23 protein-coding genes are annotated in these 22,219 nt (G+C 71.4%); 7 read left to right on the forward strand and 16 right to left on the reverse strand.

Features of this window, described 5'->3' with window-relative positions; genetic code table 11:
* Positions 1-19: 19 nt before the first annotated feature.
* Together OO63_RS25635 and dacB are read right to left on the reverse strand one after the other, a co-directional pair.
* Positions 20-1,144 carry a zinc-dependent metalloprotease gene (locus OO63_RS25635; RefSeq protein WP_030361057.1) on the reverse strand — a complete coding sequence of 375 codons (1,125 nt, stop codon included), beginning with the start codon at positions 1,142-1,144 and terminating at the stop codon, positions 20-22.
* Between the two features lie 110 nt (positions 1,145-1,254).
* Positions 1,255-2,787 carry a D-alanyl-D-alanine carboxypeptidase/D-alanyl-D-alanine endopeptidase gene (gene dacB, locus OO63_RS25640; RefSeq protein WP_030361058.1) on the reverse strand — a complete coding sequence of 511 codons (1,533 nt, stop codon included), beginning with the start codon at positions 2,785-2,787 and terminating at the stop codon, positions 1,255-1,257.
* An 85-nt stretch (positions 2,788-2,872) separates the two neighbouring features.
* Here dacB and OO63_RS25645 point away from each other — a divergent pair, with 85 nt between their 5' ends.
* Together OO63_RS25645 and OO63_RS25650 are read left to right on the forward strand one after the other, a co-directional pair.
* Positions 2,873-3,364, forward strand: coding sequence for an inorganic diphosphatase (locus tag OO63_RS25645; RefSeq protein ID WP_030361059.1), 492 nt, complete (start codon positions 2,873-2,875; stop codon positions 3,362-3,364).
* Positions 3,365-3,523: 159 nt separating this feature from the next.
* Positions 3,524-5,176 (forward strand): threonine/serine exporter family protein, encoded by a 1,653-nt coding sequence (locus OO63_RS25650; RefSeq protein WP_030361060.1) that lies wholly within the window; start codon positions 3,524-3,526, stop codon positions 5,174-5,176.
* 23 nt (positions 5,177-5,199) lie between these two features.
* Here OO63_RS25650 and OO63_RS25655 read toward each other — a convergent pair whose 3' ends face one another.
* Positions 5,200-6,423 carry a DedA family protein gene (locus OO63_RS25655; RefSeq protein ID WP_030361061.1) on the reverse strand — a complete coding sequence of 408 codons (1,224 nt, stop codon included), beginning with the start codon at positions 6,421-6,423 and terminating at the stop codon, positions 5,200-5,202.
* A gap of 149 nt (positions 6,424-6,572) precedes the next feature.
* Positions 6,573-7,343, reverse strand: coding sequence for a MerR family transcriptional regulator (locus OO63_RS25660; protein WP_030361062.1), 771 nt, complete (start codon positions 7,341-7,343; stop codon positions 6,573-6,575).
* Positions 7,344-7,473: 130 nt separating this feature from the next.
* Here OO63_RS25660 and gad point away from each other — a divergent pair, with 130 nt between their 5' ends.
* A complete protein-coding gene (gene gad, locus OO63_RS25665) occupies positions 7,474-8,886 on the forward strand; it encodes a glutamate decarboxylase (RefSeq protein ID WP_030361063.1) in 1,413 nt (470 codons plus the stop codon).
* 222 nt (positions 8,887-9,108) lie between these two features.
* Here gad and OO63_RS25670 read toward each other — a convergent pair whose 3' ends face one another.
* The 6 genes from OO63_RS25670 to OO63_RS25695 all read right to left on the reverse strand — a co-directional run bounded on the left by OO63_RS25670 (position 9,109) and on the right by OO63_RS25695 (position 14,852).
* Positions 9,109-9,936, reverse strand: a complete 828-nt coding sequence (locus tag OO63_RS25670; RefSeq protein ID WP_030361064.1) for an ABC transporter permease — start codon at positions 9,934-9,936, stop codon at positions 9,109-9,111.
* Positions 9,937-9,962: 26 nt separating this feature from the next.
* Positions 9,963-10,925: a daunorubicin resistance protein DrrA family ABC transporter ATP-binding protein gene (locus OO63_RS25675; RefSeq protein WP_030361065.1), complete on the reverse strand. Its 963-nt coding sequence runs from the start codon at positions 10,923-10,925 to the stop codon at positions 9,963-9,965.
* A gap of 148 nt (positions 10,926-11,073) precedes the next feature.
* Positions 11,074-11,718 (reverse strand): PadR family transcriptional regulator, encoded by a 645-nt coding sequence (locus tag OO63_RS25680; protein ID WP_030361066.1) that lies wholly within the window; start codon positions 11,716-11,718, stop codon positions 11,074-11,076.
* A 26-nt stretch (positions 11,719-11,744) separates the two neighbouring features.
* On the reverse strand, positions 11,745-12,296 hold the full coding sequence (locus OO63_RS25685; RefSeq protein ID WP_030361067.1) for a DinB family protein: 552 nt from the start codon (positions 12,294-12,296) through the stop codon (positions 11,745-11,747).
* Positions 12,297-12,410: 114 nt separating this feature from the next.
* Positions 12,411-13,868 (reverse strand): aldehyde dehydrogenase family protein, encoded by a 1,458-nt coding sequence (locus OO63_RS25690; protein ID WP_030361068.1) that lies wholly within the window; start codon positions 13,866-13,868, stop codon positions 12,411-12,413.
* 60 nt (positions 13,869-13,928) lie between these two features.
* The gene (locus OO63_RS25695) at positions 13,929-14,852 is read right to left on the reverse strand and encodes a helix-turn-helix domain-containing protein (RefSeq protein WP_033264459.1); all 924 of its coding nucleotides are present in this window, start codon (positions 14,850-14,852) and stop codon (positions 13,929-13,931) included.
* A gap of 315 nt (positions 14,853-15,167) precedes the next feature.
* Between OO63_RS25695 and OO63_RS25700 the strand changes: the two genes are divergently transcribed.
* On the forward strand, positions 15,168-15,677 hold the full coding sequence (locus tag OO63_RS25700; RefSeq protein ID WP_078619357.1) for an ATP-binding protein: 510 nt from the start codon (positions 15,168-15,170) through the stop codon (positions 15,675-15,677).
* 106 nt (positions 15,678-15,783) lie between these two features.
* Here the strand turns inward: OO63_RS25700 and OO63_RS25705 are convergent, their stop codons facing one another.
* The 5 genes from OO63_RS25705 to rpmG all read right to left on the reverse strand — a co-directional run bounded on the left by OO63_RS25705 (position 15,784) and on the right by rpmG (position 18,232).
* Complete coding sequence (locus OO63_RS25705) at positions 15,784-16,023, reverse strand: DUF397 domain-containing protein (RefSeq protein WP_030361071.1); 240 nt, start codon at positions 16,021-16,023, stop codon at positions 15,784-15,786.
* Positions 16,024-16,348: 325 nt separating this feature from the next.
* Positions 16,349-16,627, reverse strand: a complete 279-nt coding sequence (gene rpsR / locus OO63_RS25710; protein WP_051811178.1) for a 30S ribosomal protein S18 — start codon at positions 16,625-16,627, stop codon at positions 16,349-16,351.
* A 2-nt stretch (positions 16,628-16,629) separates the two neighbouring features.
* Complete coding sequence (locus OO63_RS25715; RefSeq protein ID WP_030361073.1) at positions 16,630-17,760, reverse strand: CobW family GTP-binding protein; 1,131 nt, start codon at positions 17,758-17,760, stop codon at positions 16,630-16,632.
* A gap of 53 nt (positions 17,761-17,813) precedes the next feature.
* Positions 17,814-18,062: a type B 50S ribosomal protein L31 gene (locus OO63_RS25720; RefSeq protein ID WP_030361074.1), complete on the reverse strand. Its 249-nt coding sequence runs from the start codon at positions 18,060-18,062 to the stop codon at positions 17,814-17,816.
* A gap of 5 nt (positions 18,063-18,067) precedes the next feature.
* Complete coding sequence (gene rpmG / locus OO63_RS25725; protein WP_030361075.1) at positions 18,068-18,232, reverse strand: 50S ribosomal protein L33; 165 nt, start codon at positions 18,230-18,232, stop codon at positions 18,068-18,070.
* Between the two features lie 71 nt (positions 18,233-18,303).
* Between rpmG and rpmB the strand changes: the two genes are divergently transcribed.
* The 3 genes from rpmB to OO63_RS25740 are packed head-to-tail and all read left to right on the forward strand — an operon-like array spanning position 18,304 to position 19,420.
* The gene (gene rpmB, locus OO63_RS25730; protein WP_030361076.1) at positions 18,304-18,540 is read left to right on the forward strand and encodes a 50S ribosomal protein L28; all 237 of its coding nucleotides are present in this window, start codon (positions 18,304-18,306) and stop codon (positions 18,538-18,540) included.
* The gene (rpsN, locus tag OO63_RS25735) at positions 18,540-18,845 is read left to right on the forward strand and encodes a 30S ribosomal protein S14 (RefSeq protein ID WP_030361077.1); all 306 of its coding nucleotides are present in this window, start codon (positions 18,540-18,542) and stop codon (positions 18,843-18,845) included. The genes rpmB and rpsN overlap by 1 nt, the downstream gene beginning before the upstream one ends.
* 59 nt (positions 18,846-18,904) lie before the next feature.
* Entirely contained in the window at positions 18,905-19,420 is a 516-nt protein-coding gene (locus OO63_RS25740) for a hypothetical protein (protein ID WP_030361078.1), read from the forward strand.
* Between the two features lie 48 nt (positions 19,421-19,468).
* On the opposite strand, the gene OO63_RS25745 is transcribed toward OO63_RS25740, so the two are convergent.
* On the reverse strand, positions 19,469-21,802 hold the full coding sequence (locus OO63_RS25745; RefSeq protein ID WP_030361079.1) for an FUSC family protein: 2,334 nt from the start codon (positions 21,800-21,802) through the stop codon (positions 19,469-19,471).
* Between the last annotated feature and the right edge of the window lie 417 nt (positions 21,803-22,219).

Genomic DNA, 22,219 nt, shown 5'->3' on the forward strand with positions numbered 1-22,219 from the left:
GTCGGCCGCGTCTGTTCGCTCAGTCTGCCTTACGGTGCACCCGCGCGACCCAGTCCGCCGGTTTGGCGATCTCCGCCTTGGTGGGAAGCGTGTTCGGAGAGGTCCACACGCGGTTGAAGCCGTCCATGCCGACCTCCTCCACGACCGCCCGCACGAACCGCTCGCCGTCGCGGTACTGCCGCAGCTTGGCGTCGAGGCCGAGGAGCTTGCGCAGCGCCTGGTCGAGGCGGCTCGCGCCGCGCTGGCGGCGCTCCTTGAACTTCTCCCTGATCTCCGTCACGGACGGTACGACGTCGGGTCCTACGCCGTCCATCACGTAGTCCGCGTGCCCTTCGAGCAGGGACATCACGGCGGTCAGGCGGGCCAGGATCTCGCGCTGGGCCGGGGTCTGGACGAGCTCCACGAACGTGCGCCCGCCGTCGTCGTCCTCCGCGCCGTCCGTGCGGCCGCCCGCCAGGCTCTGCGCGGCCTCGCGGACGCGTTCGAGGACGGTCATCGGGTCGACCTCGGTCTCGCCGAGGAACGACTGGATCTCACCCTCCAGGTGGTCGCGCAGCCACGGCACCGACGAGAACTGGGTGCGGTGCGTCTCCTCGTGCAGGCACACCCAGAGCCTGAAGTCGTGCGGGTCCACGTCCAGTTCGCGCTCCACGTGGACGATGTTCGGCGCCACCAGGAGGAGGCGGCCGCCGCCGTTGCCCGCCGCGGGCAGCTCCCTCGTCGCCGGGGCGAACGTCTCGTACTGGCCGAGGACCCTGGAGGCCAGGAACGACAGGAGCATGCCCAGCTCCACGCCGGTCACCTTGCCGCCGACCGCGCCCAGGACCGCGCCGCCCGGGCCGCTGCCCCTGCGGTCCTTCATCTTCTCCAGGAGCGGCTTCAGGACCGCCCTGAAGCCCGCCACGTTCGCGCGGACCCAGCCCGCGCGGTCCACCACGAGGACGGGGGTGTCGTGGATGTCCTCCGTGCCCATCCTCGTGAACGAACGGACGTGCGCCTCCGAGGACTTGGCGTGCCTGCGGAGTTCCGCGACGACCTCGCGGGCCTCGTCGCGGCTCACCTCCGGGCCCGGCCGCACGAGTCGCGTGGCGGTCGCCACCGCGAGATTCCAGTCGACCATCTCCGCACCACCGAGGCTCGTCATGTGTCAACGGTACGTGGTCGGCTGCGCCCGTGTACGGGGTTGGGGCGCCGTTGTCCGGCCGGCCGGACACGGGCCCGGTGCCCCTGTGGCGGGGCAGCGGGCGCGGGGGCCTAGTCGTCCCGGCCCGCCAACGCCGACGCCATCGCGTCCAGTGCCGACTGGGCGCCCTGGGGGTCCGTCGTCCCCGTGGTCATGAAGGCGAAGGCCAGGAGGCGTCCCCGGGGGTCGACCACGGTGCCCGCGAGGCTGTTGACGCCGGTGAGGGTGCCGGTCTTGGCGCGGACGACGCCGGTGCCAGCGGAGGCGTCGGGGTAGCGGTTGACGAGGGTGCCGGTGAAGCCGGCGACGGGCAGGCCCGTGACCGCGGAGCGCAGTTCGGGGCGGCCCGGTCCTGCCGCGTGCTTGAGGAGGGCGGCGAGGAGCTTCGCGGAGAGTCGGTCGTCGCGGTCGAGGCCGCTGCCGTCGGCGAACCTGGCGCCGTCGAGGGGCAGTCCGAGCTTGTCGAGCCGCGCCCGCACCGCCCTGGCCGCGCCGTCGAAGCTGGCGGGCTCGCCCCCGGCCACGGCGGTCTCGCGGGCGAGGGCCTCGGCGATGTCGTTGTCGCTGTGCGTCAGCATCCGCTCGACGAGGGCGGACATGGGCTGCGACCGGGTCCGGGCCAGCTCGGCGGCCTTCTCGGGGGCCTTGCCGGACTTCGGGTCGGCCTTGAGGCCGATGCCGCGCTCGCGCAGCAGGTTGGCGAAGTTGTGCGCCGCGTCCCGCGCGGGCTCGGCGGTGCGGGCCGCGGGCCCCGACGAGGAGTCGTCCAGGCGGCCCTCGTCGGCCATCAGGGCGCTGACGGGGGCGATGTTCTCGTTGGGGCCGATGGGGTGCTGCGGCGGACCGGAGTAGCGGGATGTGTCGTACGACAGGGAGACGTCCTGGTCGGCGCCGCGCTTCTTGAGGGCCTTCGCCGTGTCGTCGGCGAGCTCGCGCAGGCTGGCGGACTCGGCGACGTACCGGCCCTCGCCGCGGGCGGTCAGGGTCGGGTCGCCGCCGCCGACGAGGACGACGTCGCGGGAGTCCCTGGAGTCACCGCGGATGACCGTCTTCGTGGTGAGGCGGTGGTCGGGGCCGAGGGCCGAGAGCGCCGCGACCGCCGTGGCGATCTTGGTGGTCGACGCGGGCGTCAGGGCCCGGCCCGAGCTCTTGCCGTACAGGCGCTTGCCCGTGGCCACGTCCACGACCACGCCGGACCGCTCGGGGCCGAGCTTCTTGTCGTCCATGAGGGGGCGCAGGACGTCCGCGAGCCGCCTGCCGCCGGTGTCGGGCGCCTTGCGGGCGCTGCGGCCGGGTCCGGCGATCCCTGCGAGCACCGAGGGCGCGCTCGGGGCCGCGTTCGGGGCTCCGCCACCGGCCCCACCGGCGTGATCTGCGCCACCCCCGGCTTCCAGGGAAGCCGCCAGGTCCCGCTCGGCCGTACGCTGGCCGGAGGAGTCCCAGGGGCCGGCCGCGGCGATCGCCACGGCCGCGACGACGAGGCCGACGGCGGCCGAGACGGCCGTGAGCTGCCAGGTCCTGAGTTTCGCGGGAGGCTTGACGGCAAGCCGCCCCAGAAGCTGCAGCAGCTTCTCGAGCTGCTGCCCAGGCTTGCGCTCGTCCACGACGACCTGCCCCTTTCGCGATCACACATCTGCGTGAGGGACACTTAACCACCCGAAGTATGTGCTGATCATGGAGGAGCCACCCGTGGAGTTCGACGTCACCATCGAGATTCCGAAGGGTTCGCGGAACAAGTACGAGGTCGACCACGAGACCGGCCGTATCCGCCTGGACCGTCGACTCTTCACGTCCACCAGCTACCCGGCTGACTACGGCTTCGTGGAGAACACCCTCGGCGAGGACGGCGACCCGCTGGACGCACTGGTCATTCTTGACGAGCCGACCTTCCCGGGCTGCCTCATCAAGTGCCGCGCCATCGGCATGTTCCGGATGACGGACGAGGCCGGCGGCGACGACAAGCTGCTCTGCGTCCCCGCGTCGGACCCGCGCGTGGAGCACCTGCGCGACATCCACCACGTCTCCGAGTTCGACCGCCTGGAGATCCAGCACTTCTTCGAGGTCTACAAGGACCTGGAGCCCGGCAAGTCCGTCGAGGGCGCCGACTGGGTCGGCCGCACCGACGCCGAGGCCGAGATCGAGGCCTCCTACAAGCGCTTCGAGGCCCACGGCGGCCACTGAGAAGCCAGCCTCGCCGACGGGCCGCGTGACCTCTAGGGGGCACGCGGCCCGTTCGCGTGCGCCGACAGATGCGTGCGCATACTCACGTGCCTCGTGCGCATACTGACGTACGTAGGGTGCGCACGACACGTACGTACACAGGAACGAGGCATCACACCCGTGGCAGAGGCGGAGGAGGACCGCAAGCCGCAGTCGGACGAGGCGCACAGCGCCTTCGCCCCCGTCGGCGGTGTCGACCAGGCGACCGGGCCCGAGGAGGACCACCCGTCATCGGAGTTCACGATCCCGACGGGTCTGCGGATCCCGCAGCTGCCCGAGGACAAGGAGTCCTCGGCGTTCACGCCACCTCCCGCGTACGACGCCCAGCAACCGCCCGCCTTCACCCCGCCCGGCGGGATCCCCGTGGTCCGGCTCGTCAAGGAAGCGCCCTGGCAGGACCGGATGCGCACGATCCTGCGCACGCCGGTGGCCGAGCGCCCCGCGCCGGAGCCGACACAGCGGCACGAGGAGGACGAGGGGCCCGCCGTGCCCCGCGTCCTGGACCTCACCCTGCGCATCGGGGAGCTGCTGCTCGCGGGCGGTGAGGGCGCGGAGGACGTGGAGGCGGCGATGTTCGCCGTCACGCACTCCTACGGCCTGGACCGGTGCGAGCCGAACGTTACGTTCACGCTGATCGCGATCTCGTACCAGCCCTCCCTCGTGGACGACCCGGTGACGGCGTCGCGCACGGTGCGCCGCCGGGGCACCGACTACACGCGTCTGTCGGCCGTCTACCGGCTCGTGGACGACATCAGCTCCGAAGACGTCGACATCTCCCTGGAGGAGGCCTACCGGCGCCTCGCGGAGCTGCGCAGGAACCGGCACCCCTACCCGGGCTGGGCGCTGACGGGCGCGGCCGGGCTGCTCGCCGGATCGGCGGCCGTGCTCGTCGGCGGTGACGTCCTGGTGTTCGTGGCGGCCGCGCTCGGGGCGATGCTGGGCGACCGGCTCGCGTGGCTGTGCGCGGGGCGCGGGCTGCCGGAGTTCTACCAGTTCGTGGTCGCGGCGATGCCTCCGGCCGCGATGGGTGTGGCGATCAGTCTGCTGGACCTGCCGGACGTGAAGGCGTCCGCGGTGATCACCGGTGGTCTGTTCGCGCTGATCCCGGGGCGGGCGCTCGTCGCGGGCGTGCAGGACGGCCTGACCGGCTACTACATCACCGCCGCCGCCCGGCTCCTGGAGGTCGGGTATCTGATCGTCGGGATCGTCTGCGGCGTGCTGATGGTGCTCTATCTGGGCGTGACCCTGGACGCGGGTCTCAACCCGGAGACGTCGATCCACTCCTCCGACCGACCGTGGATCCAGATCCTCGCGTCCATGTCGCTGAGCCTGGCCTTCGCCATCCTGCTTCAGCAGGAACGTTCCACCGTGCTCCTGGTGACGCTGAACGGCGGGGTGGCCTGGGTCGTGTTCGGCGCACTCGCCCGCGCCGGGGGCATCTCGCCGGTGGCGGCGACGGCGGTCGCGGCAGGGCTCGTGGGCCTGTTCGGCCAGCTCCTGTCGCGCTACCGGTTCGCGTCCGCGCTGCCGTACGTGACGGCGGCGATCGGGCCGCTGCTTCCCGGTAGCGCCACGTACTTCGGGCTTCTTGAGATCGCCAGGAACAACCTCAACCCGGGGCTGGCCTCGCTCTCCAAGGCGGCCGCCCTGGCGCTCGCCATCGCGATCGGCGTGAACCTGGGCGGCGAGCTGTCCCGCCTCTTCCTCAAGGCGCCGCGGGCGGCCGGAGGTCAGAAGGGCCGCCGCGCGGCCAAGCGGACGCGCGGCTTCTAGGGCCTGTCCGAGGGCGCCTCCGGTCAGTACCGGGGGTTGCCGGGCTGCTGGGGCTCTTCGGGGTACGGGGGCTGCTGGGGCTGCTGGCGGCCCAGGTACTGGGTCTGGTGGTCGCCGTACTGCGGCTGCTGAGGCTGCTGGCCCTGGTACTGCTGGCCGTCGTACTGCTGGGCGGCGGGGTCGTACGGGGCTTGGTACTGCTGGCCGCCCTGCTGGCCCTCGTACTGGTTGCCGTACTGATCGCTGTACTGGCCCTGGTACTGCTGGTGCTGCGCGGGCTGGGCGTTCTGGGCCGGGTAGCCCTGCTGCTGGTGCTGGGCGTGCTGGGCGTGCTGGTCGTGCTGGGCGTTCTGGGCGTGCTGGTCGACGTGCTGCGGCTGCTGGCGGCCCAGGAACTGGGTCTGGTGGTCGCCGTACTGCGGCTGCTGGGCCTGGTAGTTCTGGCCGTCCGCGCCGCCGTACTGGCCGCCGCCCTGCTGGCCCGGGTACTGATGCTGCTGCGGGTACGGAGACTGCTGGGACTGGTGCGTCCCGTACTGCGTGCCGCCGTGGCCGCCGAAGTCGTCGTGGTCATCGGCGGCGTCAGTGGCGGCGGTGGCGGCCGCCGGGGACTGCGCGGCCTCCTTCTTGCCCTTGGAGCGGGCTCGCAGGAATTCGACGATGATCGGGACCACCGAGATGAGGACGATCAGGATCAGGATCGCCTCGATGTTCTTGTGGACGAACTCGTGCTTGCCGAGCCAGGCGCCGAGCAGCGTGACGCCCGCGCCCCACAGGATGCCGCCGAGGATGTTGAACGTGATGAACGAGCGGTACCGCATGCCGCTGACGCCCGCGATGATCGGCGTGAACGTCCGCACGATCGGCACGAAGCGGGCCAGGACCAGGGACTTCGGTCCGTGCTTCTCGAAGAAGTCATGGGCCTTGACCACGTTCTCCTGCTTGAACAGCTTGGAGTCCGGGCGGTTGAACAGCGACGGGCCGACCTTCTTGCCGAAGAGATAGCCGGCCTGGTCGCCGAGGATCGCGGCGATGACGATCAGGACGCAGGCCAGCCACAGCGGGGTGTCCAGCTTGTTCGTCGTGATCAGCAGACCCGTGGTGAACAGGAGCGAGTCGCCCGGCAGGAAGAAGCCGATGAGCAGGCCCGACTCCGCGAAGACGATCAGGAGCAGGCCCCAGAGTCCGAACTGGTTCAGCAGGTAGTCCGGATCCAGCCAGCTTGGTCCGAGCGCAAGCGTCGTCACGGTTCCGGGCTCCTGTGGGTGAGGGGGGCGGTGGGGCTCTGCGGGCGGGCCGTGCGGTGTGATGGCATCGGTCGCCGCCCAAAGTTACCAACGCGAGGTGACGCGGACAGGTTCCACCGGCCCCCCTCGGGTTCCCCCGGGAACCGTGGTCACTCGCCGCGGGCTCCCGCGCGGGCGCCGTTCGCGTGGATCGCGTCCCGCATGTACACGGCGAGGCCGGGCCGGATGGCCTCGTACGTGGCCGTGAAGCGGGCGTCGGACACGTACATGTCGCCGAGGCAGCTGTGCAGCTCGTGCGCGCAGTCGTAGTAGCTGGAGCAGATGAAGAGGCGGTGCTCCTCCGCCACGTCCATCGCCGCCGCGGAGTCCGCGGGCGCTCCGGCGGCCAGCAGGTCGCCCATGCGCGCGTGGATCGCGTCCAGCTCCTCGGTCAGCCGCTTCCAGTCCTCCTTGGTGTACGCGGCGGTGCGGCGCTGCGACTCGGCGTACGCCTCGGTGTCGCCCCAGCGGCGCTCCACCTCCTCCGCGTGCTCGTCGGGATCGAAGTCTCCGAAGACCTCGAACTTCTCCTCGGGCGTGAGGTTGATGCCCATGCGTCTCGCCTCCATGGCGGTCTCGACGGCCGCGGCCATCTGCTGGAGCTTGGCGATCCGGGCGGACAGCAGCTCGTGCTGGCGGCGCAGGTGCGCGCGCGGGTCCGCGTCCGGGTCGTCGAGCAGGGTCGCGACCTGGTCGAGGGGGAAACCGAGCTCCCGGTAGAACAGGATCTGCTGCAGCCGGTCCAGGTCGCCGTCGCTGTAGCGCCGGTGGCCCGCGTGGCTGCGCTCGCTGGGCGCGAGCAGGCCGATCTCGTCGTAGTGGTGCAGCGTGCGCACCGTGACCCCGGCGAAACCGGCGACCTGTCCCACGGAGTAGCTCATGGTTTCCGCCCTCTCTTGCTCGGTACGCGTCCCAGACTGAGTCCTCACGTCACGTGAGGTGCAAGCCCGAACGCCCGGCCATATCCTCCCGAAAGGGACAGCACCCGCGCTTCGGCCGGAAGGACCCGCGATGCCCCTCCACCACGGCCCCGACCGGCCCGACGACCGCGCCCTCTCGGTGAACCCGTTCTACGGCGAGGCGAACCCCGTCGGCGGCATGACCGAGGCCCCGCCCAAGCACCGGCTCCCCGACGGGCCGCTGCCGCCCATGACCGCGTACCAGCTCGTCCACGACGAACTCATGCTGGACGGGAACTCCCGCCTCAACCTCGCCACCTTCGTCACCACCTGGATGGAGCCGCAGGCCGGAGTCCTGATGGCGGAGTGCCGGGACAAGAACATGATCGACAAGGACGAGTATCCGCGGACGGCGGAGCTGGAGCGGCGCTGCGTCGCCATGCTCGCCGACCTCTGGAACGCCCCCGACCCGGCCGCCGCCGTCGGCTGCTCGACCACCGGCTCCAGCGAGGCCTGCATGCTCGCCGGGATGGCCCTCAAGCGCCGCTGGGCGCGCCGCAACGCCGACCGCTACCCCTCCCGCGAGGCCCGGCCCAATCTCGTGATGGGCGTCAACGTGCAGGTCTGCTGGGAGAAGTTCTGCGACTTCTGGGAGGTCGAGGCGCGGCAGGTGCCCATGGAGGGCGACCGGTTCCACCTCTCCGCCGAGGCCGCCGCCGCGCTCTGCGACGAGAACACCATCGGCGTCGTCGCCGTCCTCGGCTCCACCTTCGACGGCTCCTACGAGCCCGTGGCCGACGTGTGCGCCGCGCTCGACGCCCTCCAGGAGCGGACCGGGCTCGACATCCCCGTCCACGTCGACGGGGCCTCCGGGGCGATGGTCGCCCCCTTCCTCGACGAGGACCTCGTCTGGGACTTCCGGCTGCCCCGCGTCTCGTCGATCAACACCTCCGGGCACAAGTACGGGCTCGTCTACCCGGGCGTCGGGTGGGCGCTGTGGCGTACGCCCGCCGAGCTGCCCGAGGAACTCGTCTTCCGCGTCAACTATCTCGGCGGGGACATGCCCACGTTCGCGCTGAACTTCTCGCGGCCCGGGGCGCAGGTCGTCGCGCAGTACTACACGTTCCTGCGGCTCGGGCGGGAGGGCTTCCGGGCCGTCCAGCAGGCGTCCCGGGACGTCGCCCGGGGGCTTGCCACGCGCATCGAGGCCCTCGGGGACTTCCGGCTGCTCACTCGGGGGGACGAGTTGCCCGTGTTCGCCTTCACCACGGAGGCGGGCGTGGGCGCCTATGACGTGTTCGATGTGGCCCGGCGGTTGCGGGAGCGGGGGTGGTTGGTGCCCGCCTACACGTTTCCGGCTCACCGGGAGGATCTGGCGGTGCTGCGGGTCGTCTGCCGGAACGGGTTCTCGTCCGACCTCGCGCAGCTCTTCGTGGAGGACCTGGGGCGGCTCCTGCCCGAGCTGCGCCGTCAGCCGCATCCGCTGACGCGGGATCGGGGGGTTGCTACGGGGTTTCATCACTAGGGGGGTGGGGGTGGGCCTCGCGGGTGCGCCCCAGTCCCGCCCCTTCCCGTAACTGGGGCTCCGCCCCAGACCCCGCTCCTCAAACGCCGGAGGGGCTGGATTTTCCAGCCCGTCCGGCGATTGAGGACGAGGCGCGAAGCGCCGATCAGCGGGGGTCCGGGGGCGCAGCCCCCGGTTTCGGGAAGGGGCGGGGTTGGGGAATGCCCCGCCAGGGCCCCCGGCCTACTTGCTCAGCGCCCCGAACCTCCGCACCGCCAGCGGCAGGAACACCCCCACCAGGGCCAGGGGCCAGGCGACCGCCAGGAGTTCGGCGTGGTCGGCGGCCCAGGACGTCCCGGTCACGCCGGGGTCGTTGCCGAAGAGGTCACGGACGGCCGTGGCGGCCGCGGACATCGGGTTCCACTCGACCGCCGCGCCGAGCCAGTCGGGCATGTTCTGCGGCACGGTGAAGGCGTTGGAGAGGAACCCGACGGGCCAGACGAGGATCTGCACGGCCATGACGAGCTCCGGCTTGCCGGCGACCATGGCGAGGTAGATGCCGAGCCACAGCATGGCGAACCGCAGGAGCATGAGGAGCCCGACGGCTCCGAGGACCCCGGCGAAGGACCCGTGCCAGCGCCAGCCGATGGTGAGCCCGACGCCCATCATGACGATGAGGGAGGCGAAGGACTGGAGCATGTCGGCGACGGAACGGCCCACCAGAACGGCCCCGTTGGTCATCGGCATGGACCGGAAGCGGTCGACGACGCCCTTGTTGAGGTCGGTGGTGACGGCGACCATCGTGGCGTCCAGGCCGAAGACCATCGTCAGCGCGAACATGCCGGGGACGAGGAACTCGGCGTAGTCGCCCTGGATGCCCTTGCCGCCCCCGATCAGGTAGTTGAACATCAGCAGGAGCATCACCGGGAAGGCGAGCCCGACGACGACCTGCACGGGCTGGCGCGCCCAGTGGGCGAGTTCGCGCCGGGACATGGTCCAGGAGTCGATGAGGGCCCAGCCGATCCGGGAGCCGCCCGCCCCGGGGCCGCCCGCCGAGGGCCCCGCCACCATCGTCGGCGTACCGCCAGTCGTCGTACTCACACGGCCTCCTTCATGCGTTCCTGGTCCTCCGTGCGCCCCGTGAGGCGCAGGAACACCTCGTCCAGGGTCGGCCTGCGCACCGCGATGTCCTCCGCCTCGATGCCCTCCTCCTGGAGCGCCCGTACGACCCGGGTCAGCGCCTCCATGCGGTCGGTGACGGGCGCGCTGGCCAGGCGCCGGTCGGCGTCGACCGTCACGTCGTCCGCCGCGCCGGGCAGCAGCCGGGCCGCGCGCACCAGCTCGGCCCCGTCGCGCACGACGACGTCGATGCGGTCGCCGCCGAGCCGCGCCTTCAGGTCGTCGGCGGTGCCCTCCGCGATGACCTTGCCGTGGTCGACCAGGGAGATGCGGTCGGCCAGCTGGTCGGCCTCTTCCAGGTACTGCGTGGTCAGGAGCACCGTCGTGCCCGCGCCGACCAGGGAGCGCACCGCGTCCCACACCTCGGCGCGGCCGCGCGGGTCGAGGCCCGTCGTCGGCTCGTCCAGGAAGAGCACCTCCGGCTCCGTGATCAGCGAGGCGGCGAGGTCCAGGCGGCGCCGCATGCCGCCGCTGTACTGCTTGACCGCCTTGCGGCCGGTGTCCCCGAGGCCGAAGCGGTCCAGGAGCTCGTCGGCCCGCGTCCGGGCGCGGGGCGCGCCCAGGTGGTAGAGGCGGCCGAACATCTCCAGGTTCTGGTGGCCGCTCAGCTCCTCGTCGACGGCCGCGTGCTGGCCGAGCAGGCCGATGCGGCGGCGCACCTCGCCCGCCTGCCGCCCCGCGTCGTACCCGGCGATCTCCACGCGCCCCTCGTCCGCGCGGAGCAGCGTGGCCATGATCCGCACCGCCGTGGTCTTGCCCGCGCCGTTCGGCCCGAGCACGCCGTGCACCGTGCCGCGCGCGGCCACCAGGTCGAGCCCGTCCAGGGCCCGCTTCTCGCCGTACCTCTTCCGTGCGCCTTCGACGACGATCGCGTCCGTCATCCGTCTCCCTCCGGGGTTCACCACTGCCCAGCCCACGCAATTAGTCAAGCTTGACTACCTTGCGAGCCTCGAAGGTAGTGCCCGCTCCTCGATTCGTCAAACTTGATTAGCGAGAAATCTTGAAAACTTTCGGGCGCTGTCGCACGCCTCAGGTGTCGTCGCCCGCGTGCCGCTCCCCCGTCGCGTACGGGTTCTCCTCGCCGTCCGCGAGGACCGCGACGAACGGCTCGCCCTCACCGGCGAAGGTGTACGCGCCGCCCTCGATGCGCTCGATCAGGCTGCGCGTCCACGTCGCGCCCGCCTCGGCCTGGTGCAGCCAGAGGTTCATGATCTCGCCGATGTGGCCGAGCTGTTCGGGCCCGTCCTCAGGGGTGTAGTACTCGGTGACGGACGCGCGCCAGTCACCGAGTCCACTGATCCGCTGCTTGAGCAGGTCGATCACCTCCGCGCGCGGCAGATCGACCATGAAGCCCACCGCGGCCGAGAGCATGTCGGGCTTCTGGTTGTACGTCGAGACCAGCGCCTCACGGAGCAGGTCGAGGAACTCCTCGGTGCCCTTCTCCGTGATCTCGTACTCGGTGCGCGGCGGGCCCCCGGCCGTGGACGGCGCGGTCTCGTGCTCGTACAGCAGGCCCTGCTTGGCCAGCTGCTTCAAGGCGTGGTAGATCGAGCCCGGCTTGGCATTGGACCACTCGTGGGCGCCCCAGTACTCCAAGTCGTTGCGGACCTGATAGCCGTGGGCCCGCCCGTGCTGACGGACGGCCCCCAGGACCAGCAGCCGGATCGCCGACATTCACCACACCTCTCCGAGACAGCCAATCAACTTTGACTAGCGTATCCCTGGTCCAGCGCCACCAGCTCGAAGGCCGTCTTGCCGTCCAGCGACTCCCTGATGATGTCCGCGTGCCCGGCGTGCCGCCCGATCTCCTCGACCAGGTGCAGCATCAGCCAGCGCATCGACACGGCGCCGTCGTCCGGGAACCAGGGCTGGTCCGGCAGCGGGAAGGTGTCGTCAAGGCTCGGCACCGCGCGGATGAACGCGTCCGTCTCCGCGGCGACCTCGGCCCAGAACGCGAGGACGTCGGCGAGCGTCTCGCCCTCGACGAGGCGGAAGCTGTCGCCCCAGGTCTCCTCGGTGCGCTGGCGCTCGTTGGGCTTCTGCTGGGCCATGCGCAGCCAGTTCAGCTCGGTCTCGGCGACGTGCTTGACCAGGCCCGCGAGGTTCAGCTCGCTGGCGCTCGGCCGGCCGGACGCCTGCTCGTCGCTGAGCCCGAGCACGGAGCGGCGGATGCCGCCGCGCTGGGCCTCGACGAAGGCGATGAGTGCGCCGCGCTCGTCGCCGGGAGCTTCCGCGTTGACGTGGGTGACCATGATGTCCGCCTCTCTCCAGCCCTGCCGGGCCGTCGGCCTGTCCGACACCACAGAAGCTACGGGCCATCGAGGACAGATGCTGTCCTCGATGGCCCGGGAGATGAAGGGAATTCGTCAGAACGGGAAGCGCGACCGCCCGTACTGCACCGAGATCCACTTGTGCGTCGTGAACGCCTCGATCGTCGCGTCGCCGTTGAGGCGGCCGACGCCCGAGTGCTTCTCGCCGCCGAAGGGCACGATCGGCTCGTCGTGGACCGTGCCGTCGTTGATGTGCATCATGCCGCTCTTGACGCGGTGGGCGACGCGGACGCCGCGCTCGACGTCGGCGGTGTGGACGGCGCCGCTCAGGCCGTACGGAGTGTCGTTGGCGATGCGGACGGCCTCGTCCTCGCCGTCGAAGGGCAGGATGAGGGCGACCGGGCCGAAGATCTCCTGGCGCAGGACCGGGGCGTCCTCGGGCAGGTCGGTGAGGACGGACGGCGCGACCAGGTTGCCCTCGGTGCGGCCGTGCAGGAGGGCCGTGGCGCCCGCCTGGACGGCCTGCGTCACGAGCGACGACACCCCGTCGGCCTGCGAGGAGTTGATGAGCGGGCCGATGTGGGTGTCGGGGGACGCCGGGTCGCCGACCTTCAGGGACTTGACCTTGGCGACGAACTTCTCGGTGAACTCGGCCTCGACGGAGCGGTCCACGAGGATGCGGTTCGCGGCCATGCAGACCTGGCCCTGGTGGACGAAGCGGCTGAAGACGGCCGCGTCCACGGCGTAGTCCACGTCCGCGTCGTCCAGGACGATCAGGGCGCTGTTGCCGCCGAGTTCGAGGATGCAGCGCTTGAAGGTCTGCGCGCAGACGGTGGCGACGTGGCGGCCGACGGCGTCGGAGCCGGTGAAGGAGATGGCGCCGGGGACCGGGTGGTCGATGAGCGCGTCGCCGATCTCGGCGATGTCCGTGATGACGACGTTCAGGACGCCCGGGGGCAGGCCCGCGTCCTCGAAGATCTTCGCGATCAGGCTGCCGCCGAGCACCGGCGCGTTCTGGTGCGGCTTCAGGACGACGGCGTTGCCGAGCGCGATGGCCGGGGCGACCGACTTGATCGACAGGAGGAAGGGGAAGTTGAAGGGGCTGATGACGCCGACGACGCCCACCGGGACGCGGTAGAGGCGGTTCTCCTTGGTGTCGTCGGGCGAGGGGAGTATGCGGCCCTGCGGGGCGAGCGCGAGATGTATCGCCTCGCGCAGGAACTCCTTGGCCAGGTGCAGTTCGAAACCGGCCTTGACCAGCGTGCCGCCGAGTTCGTCGACGATCGCCTCGGTGATCTCGGCCTCGCGGTCCTCGATGATGCGCAGGGCGCGCTCGAAGACGGCGCGCCGGGCATAGGGGTTGGTCGCACCCCATGCCTCCTGGGCGCGCTGTGCCGCTCGGTAGGCCTGGTCCACCTCGTCCGCGGTGGCGACGGTGATCGACGCCAGCTTCTCCCCGTTGTACGGATTGAAGTCGATGATGTCCCAGGAACCGGAGCCGGCCTTCCACTCACCGTCGATGTACTGGTGAGCCAGATCGGTGAAGAAGGACATGACGCGAGACCCCTTGCCGCAGAGAGCAGACACCTGATTTCACGTCATCCTACTGACGATTCAGGTCAGTTGGAGTAGACCACGGAGAAGGTCACGGCTGTCGGCCGGATTCGGACAGTCCTCACGCAGTTCGGCCATCACGCGTTCGTACTGGGCGACTTCTTCGCGCTTGTCCAGATAAAGGGCGCCGGTGAGCTGCTCCAGATACACCACGTCGGACAGGTCGGACTCGGGGAAGCTGAGCATCGTGAACGCCCCGGACTCGCCCGCGTGTCCGCCGAAGGTGAACGGCATGACCTGCAGCGTCACGTTCGGACGCTCCGAGATGTCGATCAGGTGCTGGATCTGACCGCGCATCACTTCCCGGTCGCCGTACGGGCGTCGCAGCGCGGCCTCGTCGAGGACGCACTGGAAGCGCGGCGCGCGCTCGGAGACGAGCAGCTTCTGGCGCTCCAGGCGCAGGGCCACCCGCCGGTCCACGTCCGCCTGGTTGATGCGGCCGCCGCGCCCGGCGCGACCGGACCGGCCGCCTCCACCCGCCTTGCCTGCGGCGGCGGCCTTCATGCCGCGCTCGACGACCGCGTGGGCGTACGCCTCGGTCTGCAACAGGCCGTTGATGAACTGGACTTCGTAGACACGGATGAGGGAGGCGGCGCCCTCCAGGCCGATGTATGTCTGGAACCAGCCGGGCAGGACGTCGGAGTAACTGTGCCACCAGCCCGTCAGGTTGGCCTCCTTGGCGAGCGAGAGGAGAGCGTTGCGCTCGGCCTCGTCCATGACGCCATAGAGCGTGAGGAGGTCCTCGACGTCCCTCGACTTGAAGCTCACCCGTCCCAACTCCATGCGGCTGATCTTCGATTCGGAAGCGCGGATCGAGTAGCCCGCCGCCTCGCGGGTGATGCCCCGCGACTCCCTCAGGCGCCTCAGTTGCGAGCTCAGCAGGATGCGCCGTACCACCGAGCCGCTCGACTCCCCAGCGGTCACTTCGCTCAGTCCTCCCCAAGGTGTGAGACCCGCAGTCTGCCATTAAACGCTTCAGGCCGTACTCGTTCGGTTACGGAAAGGGAAAGCCTCCGGAAGGTCTGCACAAGAAGTCGTGGGAAGAAATGGGCAAGAAGCAGCCTAGGAACGGTCAAGTCCGGCGCGTGCACGTGCATCTGCCCTTGCATCTGCTGTACGCATTCGGAACCATGGTCCGCGCGTCACCGCTGCGCCATCGCTGTGCCGCCCGGCTGTACCGACCGCGCCACCGCTTCATCGCTTTGTACCGCGAACCGCGAAAACCGGGGAGTGCCTCGCATGGGGACGAATGGATCGACCATGCTCGAGCCGTTACGGCAGGGCCTTCCTCCGCTCGACCCCTCCGCGGTCTCCAGCGCGGCCTCCTGCGCTCTTCCCGCCCGGTACGAAGCCGTGGGCAGCGCCCGGCAGTTCACCCGCAAGACACTGGTCTCCTGGGAGCTGGAGGAGCGGTTCGACGACATCGCGCTCGTCGTCTCCGAGCTCGTCACGAACGCCCTGCGGCATGCCCTGCCCGCGGACACCCCGCGCGCCGCGTGTCCCATCGGCGCCACCGAGGACGCGCCCGTGCGGCTGCACATGATGCGCTGGACCTCTCGGCTCGTGTGCGCGGTGCGGGACCCCAGCGACGACAGTCCGGTCGCGCGCGAGGAGGCGGAGGACGACTTCTCCGCGGAGTCGGGCCGCGGGCTCTTCCTGGTGGACTCGTTCAGCGACGGCTGGGGCTGGCACCCGCTCGCGGGCGCGCTGAACGGCAAGGTGGTGTGGGCGCTGTTCCAGCTGGCGTAGCGCCAGGGGAACAGCCCACCCCCGTTTCTCTCCCGCGTTTCTTTCCCGCGATCCGTCACGGTGTCCTGCTCGGCAGGGTCAAGCCGCTGAGCAGGACCGGCGGTGGTCAGCCGCCGATCAGGTCGTCGAACTCGCCGTCCTTCATGCCGAGCAGCATGGCCTCGATCTCGGCGCGCGTGTAGACGAGTGCGGGGCCCTCGGGAAACCGCGAGTTGCGGACGGCCACGTCGCCGCCCGGCAGCCTCGCGAACTCCACGCAGGCGCCCTGCGAGTTGCTGTGCCTGCTCTTCTGCCAGACCACCCCGTGAAGATCCGTGGCCGCCATGCCGTTGAACACGTGGTGCACAGGTCGCTCCCCGGTGGTGCCGTGGCTGTCGTTGTAGCCGTCAACTGTCCCGGATCATAGCCGTGTTCATGTGCCGATGCATGGGCAGATGCACGTGCACGCGCCGTGGTGAGCTGGTTACAGCCCTCCCGCCGCTTCCCCAGTGCCCGCACGACATGCGAACGACGGCCCCCGTCCATGATCTTCCGCGTCAAGTTCCGCGCCGGGTTGTCCGGATCGAATACCTCGTGCACTTGGTACAGACGCCGTGGGAAGCGAAACGGCTGCGTTTTTGGCCGAAGACGCGGTGAGTACGTGTGCAAACGGGGGCGAAAGGGTGCGCGCTTCAGCGAGAGGCGGGCGGAAGCAACGCCATCTCGCGGGCGTTCTTGATGGCCTTGGCCAGCTGCCGTTGCTGCCGCACAGTCACCCGGGTGACCCGACGGCTACGGATCTTGCCCCGGTCGGAGATGAACTTCCGCAGCAGATCGGTGTCCTTGTAGTCGATGTACGTGATTCCGGCCTGATCCAGCGGGTTGGGGCGGGACTTCAGCGGCTTGCCGCGGTCGGAGCGGCGCGCGGACCGCGAGGGAGACGAAGAGGACGAAGCAGATGAAGGGGACACCGTCAGACCTCCAGGAGGGCGTCGAAAGCGGGGGTGAGGGTCTTCCAGGCGGCGCGCCCGGCGCCGTACTCCTCATCCGTGAGCAGGCAGGACTCCAGGACCTCGGCGAGCCCGTCGCGGTCGAGGCCGGGCGAGGTGAAGACCAGGTGCTGGCAGCAGTCCCCGTGCTCGGGGTGCCAGTCGAGGGCGGCGGCGGCCCGGCGCACCGGCGGCACCATCTCCCAGGCGGCGTCGGGCAGCGAGGCCAGCCACGGCCCCGCGTTCTCCACGCACAGCGCGCCGCCCGCCGCGTCCCAGGCGAGCAGCGTGTCGGGCCGGTCGGCGAGCCAGAAGCGGCCGCGGCTGCGGGCGGCGGCGCAGGTCAGGTCCTCCAGGGCGGCGAAAAGGCGCTCCGGGTGGAAGGGCCGTTCGCGGTGCCACACGAACGTGCCAACCCCGCTCTCGTCGGCCTCGGTCGGCAGCAGCGCGCAGGCCGGGTGCTGGGCCGCGGCCGCCGCCTGCACGTCGAAGCCGCCACGGGCGGCGCCCGCCAGATCACCGTGGCCGATCGGGACCTGGCGGGCTGTCGGATGGAGCTGCGCCAGCAAGGCCCGGTCCTCTTCGTCGGCGACCTCGGACTCCAGGACGGCGAGCACGGGCGGGTATTCGAGCTGGCGCGCCCAGGTGTCCGCGACGGTGCGCTGGTCGGAGGCGGCCGCGGCGATCCCGGCGTCGGCGAGGTCGTCGCCGTTGGCGAGGCAGGGCAGCAGCAGGCCGGGGTCGACGGCGGTGATGACGCCGCTCAGGCGCAGCGCGTCGGAGCCGTGCGCGGCGATGACCTCGGCCATCGCCTTCGGCTCGACGGAGTCCCACAGTTCGACGACGGCGAGCCGGGTGAGGCCGCCCTCGGCGAGCCGCTCCAGCTCGGGCACAAGATCCTCGCGAAGGGCGCAGCAGGCACAGTCGTTGACCAGCGGCGCCTCACCGGTGGCGAGGATTCCGCTGACGTCGCGCAGGGTCCGCGTGACGGTGCCGCCCGCGGCCGTGGACAGGTCGTGGTGCAGGGCGACGCTGTCCGGCACGGTGGCGAGCAGCCGGTCGACGGCGGCGGCGCGGGCGTCGGTGTGCATCCCCGCGACGACGGCGACGTCCATGCGGCCGGGGGTGCCGTGGGGCCGGTGGGCGCCGTCGGCCTCGTGGCGGCCCATCAGCGCCCTCCCCCGTACCGCCGCTCGAACCGCTCCACGCGGCCCGCGGTGTCGAGGACGCGCTGCTGCCCCGTGTAGAAGGGGTGGCTCGCGGAGGAGACCTCGACGTCGATGACGGGGTAGGTGTTGCCGTCCTCCCACTCGACGGTCTTGTCGCTGGTCGCGGTGGAGCGCGTGAGGAAGGCGAAGTTCGCGGCCTTGTCGCGGAAGACGACGGGGCCGTACGGCGGGTGGATACCGGGTCGCACGGTGATCAGCGCTCCTCTCGGAAGTCGACGTGCCGGCCGGCCACCGGGTCGTACTTGCGCAGGGTCAGGCGGTCGGGGTCGTTCCGGCGGTTCTTGCGGGTGACGTACGTGTATCCCGTTCCGGCCGTGGACCGGAGCTTGATGACGGGGCGGAGTTCATTGCGAGCCATGAGGGCTAGTATATGAAAATGAATCCCGTTTCCAAATGGACGGGGCGAATCCGACCGAGAGGTGCGTCACCATGTCCGCCCACTGCCAGCTCACCGGCGCCAAGCCCGGGTTCGGCAACCACATCTCGCACTCGCACCGGCGCACCCCGCGCCGCTTCGACGCGAACATCCAGCGCAAGCGCTACTGGCTGCCGAGCGAGGGCAGGTACGTGCGCCTGCGGCTGAGCGCGAAGGGGATCAAGACCGTCGACACCATCGGGATCGAGGCCGCTGTGGCCAGGATCCGTGCGCGTGGGGTGAAGGTCTGATGGCCAAGAAGAGCAAGATCGCGAAGAACGAGAAGCGGCGCGAGATCGTCGCGCGGTACGCGGCGCGGCGGGCCGAGCTGAAGGAGATCATCCGGCGCCCGGACACACCGGACACCGAACGGCTCGCCGCCCGGCGGGAATTGGAACGCCAGCCCCGGGACGCGAGCGCCACACGCGTGCGCAACCGCGACAGCGTCGACGGGCGTCCCCGCGGATACGTGGGCACGTTCGGGCTCTCCAGGGTGCGGCTTCGCGCACAGGCCCACGCGGGGTTCCTGCCCGGCGTCCGCAAATCCTCCTGGTAGCTTGGCGCGCGATTCGACGGGCCACGGCCCGGAACAGAGCTCCACATAGGGGGACTTCAGTGCAGACCCGTGTCCGCAGCACGACGATCGGCGCCGCGGTGGCCGCGCTCGCCGCCGCCCTCGTCCTGACCGGTTGCAGCAGCGACGGCGACGACAAGGCCGACGGCGACAAGGCCAAGGACAAGGGGGCGTCGGACAGCGCCTCCAAGTCGCCGGGCGACTCCGGCTCCGACGACGGCTCCGACTCCGACGGCGCGGGCGCCTCGGGCAAGGACCTGGAGGGCAGCTGGGTCGCCACGACCGGCGGCAAGCCGGTCGCCCTGGTGATCACCAAGAACCGCGCGACGCTGGTCGGCGAGCACGTCTGCAACGGCTTCGCCGCGGTCGGCGGGGACCAGACGATCAAGCTGAAGTGCGCCGACGGGGACATGGACCGCACGAAGGGTCGCATCGACTCCGTCGACGGCGAGACGCTGAAGGTCACCTGGGAGGGCTTCGGGAAGGACGAGTTCCTTCGGACGAAGGGCGGGAAGCTGCCGGAGGGGCTGCCGACGGCGGACATTCCGCAGTCCTAGAGCCGACCCATCGGACAGGCCCTAGGGCAGGTACGCCGGGGCACCGGCTCAGCGGGTCGTGGGGTCCTCCGGACCCTGCGGCCCGTCGGCTTTTCCCGTCCGTACGTTGGTGTCCGTGCCGTCGACCAGCATCGGTGCGGCCGCGGTGTCCAGGGCGTCGGAGAGGTCGGCGAGGGCGCGCAGGAGGAGGGTGCCGCCACGGCGGACGACGCGGTCGGGGGCCTCGCCAGGATCCCAGGCGTCGAGGGCGTCGCGGACCGCGTTCCACTCGGGTACGCGGCGCTCGCGCACGGCCTGCGCTCCGCGTTCGGTGGCGGTGCGCAGGGCGTCCGCGAGGGCCGCGGCGGCCGGGACCGGGGGTGTGCCGCGGTCGGGGAGGTGGGCCTCCAGGAGCATGGCGACACGGCCCAGTTGGGACAGGGCCTGCCCGGCGTCGGCGGCCGCTGCGCGGGAGAGGCCGCGGTGGCGTACGGGTTCGTGCTCGGCGCGTTCCAGGGCCTCCTGCCAGGAGGCGCGGGCGGTGCGGGCGGCGAGGAGGGCCGTGCGGACGTCGGGGCAGTTCTTGCCCGCGGGGTCGGCGTAGTGGGCGACGACGGCTGCGGCGTAGCGGCCGTTCGCGGCGAGCCAGTCGGCGAGGCGGGTGCGCAGGCGCGGGGTCTCCCAGGCCGGGTACACGGCGTACGCCGCCATGGCGAGGATGCCGCCGATGAGGGTGAGGACGACGCGTTCCGGGACCGTCTGGGTCCACTGTTCGCCGCCCATGCCCAGGAGGAAGACCACGTACGCGGCGACGCAGGCCTGGGCGGCGAACTGGCCCGTGCGCATCAGGAGGTACATCAGGCCCGCGCTCGCCGCGGCGAGGGCGCCCGAGAGGTAGGTGCCCGGGTGGGCCAGCTGGACCAGAGCGGTGGCCAGGGCCACGCCCACGAGGGTGCCGCCGAAGCGGGCGACCGCGCGGGCGTAGGTCTGGGAGAAGTCGGGACGCATGACCATGACGGCGGCCATGGGGGCCCAGTAGCCGTGGCCCAGGGGGAGGAAGGTGCCGGCGGCGTAGCCCGTGACGGTGACCGTCGTGACGCGCAGGGCGTGGCGGGTTACCGGGGAGCGGCGGTTCAGGTCGGTGCGGATCGCCTTCGAGGCGGCGGGGACCAGGGCCGCCAGGCCGGGGCGGACGAGGGTGCCCCCGGGCGGGGTGGGGGGCTGGGGGCGCCCCTCCTCCGGCATCGCGGTGCCCTCGGCCTGGGCTGTGCCCACAGAGGGGGGCGGACCGTGATCGCCGACCACACCTGACGCAGCTGACGCAGCCGGGGCAGCCGGGGCAGTTGGGGCAACTGGGGCAGCTGGGACAGCTGGGGCAGACGGAGTGGACGGAGTGGACGGAGTGGACGCGGAGGCGGGGGTGCCTGTCGCCACCTCCACTACGTCTCTGAGGAGAGTGCCCAGACGGGTGGCCGCGCGGTGGGGTGGACCCTTGAGGATGGTGCCGGTGTCGGGGGTGCGGAAGGTGGAGATCGCCGCCGGGGGGAGGTCGACCGGGGTGCCGTGGCGGATGGCGCGGGCGGCCGCGTCGAGGACGGCGCCCGCGGCGGCGAGGAGTTCGCGGACCCGGTCGCGTTCGGGGCCCTCGGCCGGGACGCCGAGGGCCGGGTCGGCGAGGGACGCGAGGACGGGGCGGATGCGTTCGGCGAGGCCGCGGGCGCCGTGCAGTTCGGCGGGGCGGGTGCGGGCCTGGCGCGGGGTGATGTGGGCGGCCGCGCGGGCCGTCATCAGCGGGGCCGGGTCGAAGGGTGCGACCGGGTCGTGGCGCAGGCGGCGGGCGTAGTCGGCCTCGGCGGCCAGGGCGTCGGCGAGGGCGTCGCGGTGGGCGCCCCAGCGGCGTACCGGGAAGACGATCACCAGGGCGGCCTGGACCGCGCCGCCCACGACCATCATCGCGGCGTGCCCGGCCGCGGCGGCGACGGACGTCGGCAGGGTGATCGTGACCAGCATGATCGCCACGTTGGAGGTGGCGATGAGGCCGATGGTCGGGCCGGCGGACCAGCTCAGGCCCGCGAGGAAGGTCCACAGGGCGAGGAGGGCGAGGAAGAGGAGGAGGTGGCTGCCGGTGAGGTAGCCGAGGAAGGTGGAGATCGCGAGGCTGGTGCCGGAGGCGATGGCGAGTTCGGGGCGGGGCCGCCAGCTGCGCTGGAAGGTGGCGATGGCGGCCTGGAACGCGCCGAAGGCCGAGCTGGCGGCGACGGCGGGGCCGAACAGGGCGAGGCTCACCCCGATCACAACCGCGAGACCGGCGGCTCCGCGCAGGGCGACCAGCGGTTCGAGGCGCGTGCGTTCCACGGCAAGCCCCGACCGCGTCGTCTGCCGCAGCGCCCGCCACCAGGTCACGGTGCGATCGTACGGGGGAGGGTTGGGGGTTTGGGGTGGGGTGGGGGTGTTCGGGTGGTTTGGGGTGGGAGGGGTGGGGGTGCGGCTTGGCCGGTTGGGGCGGGCGAGGGCCCGCGTGGGGGCGGCGGTCGCGGGCGGGGGCTGCCGCCCCAGGGCGCGGCGCATCCGACAGAAACGGGCCGAGGCCCGCGCGGGGACGACGGTCACGGGACGGGGACTGCCGCCCCAGGGCGCGGCGCATCCCACAGAAACGGGCCGAGGCCCGCGCGGGGACGGCGGTCACGGGACGGGGACTGCCGCCCCAGGGCACGGCGCATCCCACAGAAACGGGCCGAGACCCGCGCGGGGACGGCGGTCCCGGGACGGGGGCTGCCGCCCCGGGGTACGGCGCGTCCCACAGCAATGGGTGGGTGGGTG

This window comes from Streptomyces alboflavus (assembly GCF_000716675.1).
GTDB classification, from domain to species: domain Bacteria; phylum Actinomycetota; class Actinomycetes; order Streptomycetales; family Streptomycetaceae; genus Streptomyces; species Streptomyces alboflavus.

Excerpts from the sequence above, each read along its gene's own strand:
- OO63_RS25685 (WP_030361067.1), bottom strand. The coding sequence starts at position 12,296 with ATGGTCACCCACGTCAACGCGGAAGCTCCCGGCGACGAGCGCGGCGCA.
- OO63_RS25675 (WP_030361065.1), bottom strand. The coding sequence starts at position 10,925 with ATGACGGACGCGATCGTCGTCGAAGGCGCACGGAAGAGGTACGGCGAG.
- OO63_RS25680 (WP_030361066.1), bottom strand. The coding sequence starts at position 11,718 with ATGTCGGCGATCCGGCTGCTGGTCCTGGGGGCCGTCCGTCAGCACGGG.
- rpmB (WP_030361076.1), top strand. The coding sequence starts at position 18,304 with ATGTCCGCCCACTGCCAGCTCACCGGCGCCAAGCCCGGGTTCGGCAAC.
- rpsN (WP_030361077.1), top strand. The coding sequence starts at position 18,540 with ATGGCCAAGAAGAGCAAGATCGCGAAGAACGAGAAGCGGCGCGAGATC.
- OO63_RS25700 (WP_078619357.1), top strand. The coding sequence starts at position 15,168 with ATGGGGACGAATGGATCGACCATGCTCGAGCCGTTACGGCAGGGCCTT.
- OO63_RS25635 (WP_030361057.1), bottom strand. The coding sequence starts at position 1,144 with ATGACGAGCCTCGGTGGTGCGGAGATGGTCGACTGGAATCTCGCGGTG.
- OO63_RS25690 (WP_030361068.1), bottom strand. The coding sequence starts at position 13,868 with ATGTCCTTCTTCACCGATCTGGCTCACCAGTACATCGACGGTGAGTGG.
- OO63_RS25715 (WP_030361073.1), bottom strand. The coding sequence starts at position 17,760 with ATGGACGTCGCCGTCGTCGCGGGGATGCACACCGACGCCCGCGCCGCC.
- OO63_RS25670 (WP_030361064.1), bottom strand. The coding sequence starts at position 9,936 with ATGGTGGCGGGGCCCTCGGCGGGCGGCCCCGGGGCGGGCGGCTCCCGG.
- rpmG (WP_030361075.1), bottom strand. The coding sequence starts at position 18,232 with ATGGCTCGCAATGAACTCCGCCCCGTCATCAAGCTCCGGTCCACGGCC.
- OO63_RS25660 (WP_030361062.1), bottom strand. The coding sequence starts at position 7,343 with ATGAGCTACTCCGTGGGACAGGTCGCCGGTTTCGCCGGGGTCACGGTG.
- gad (WP_030361063.1), top strand. The coding sequence starts at position 7,474 with ATGCCCCTCCACCACGGCCCCGACCGGCCCGACGACCGCGCCCTCTCG.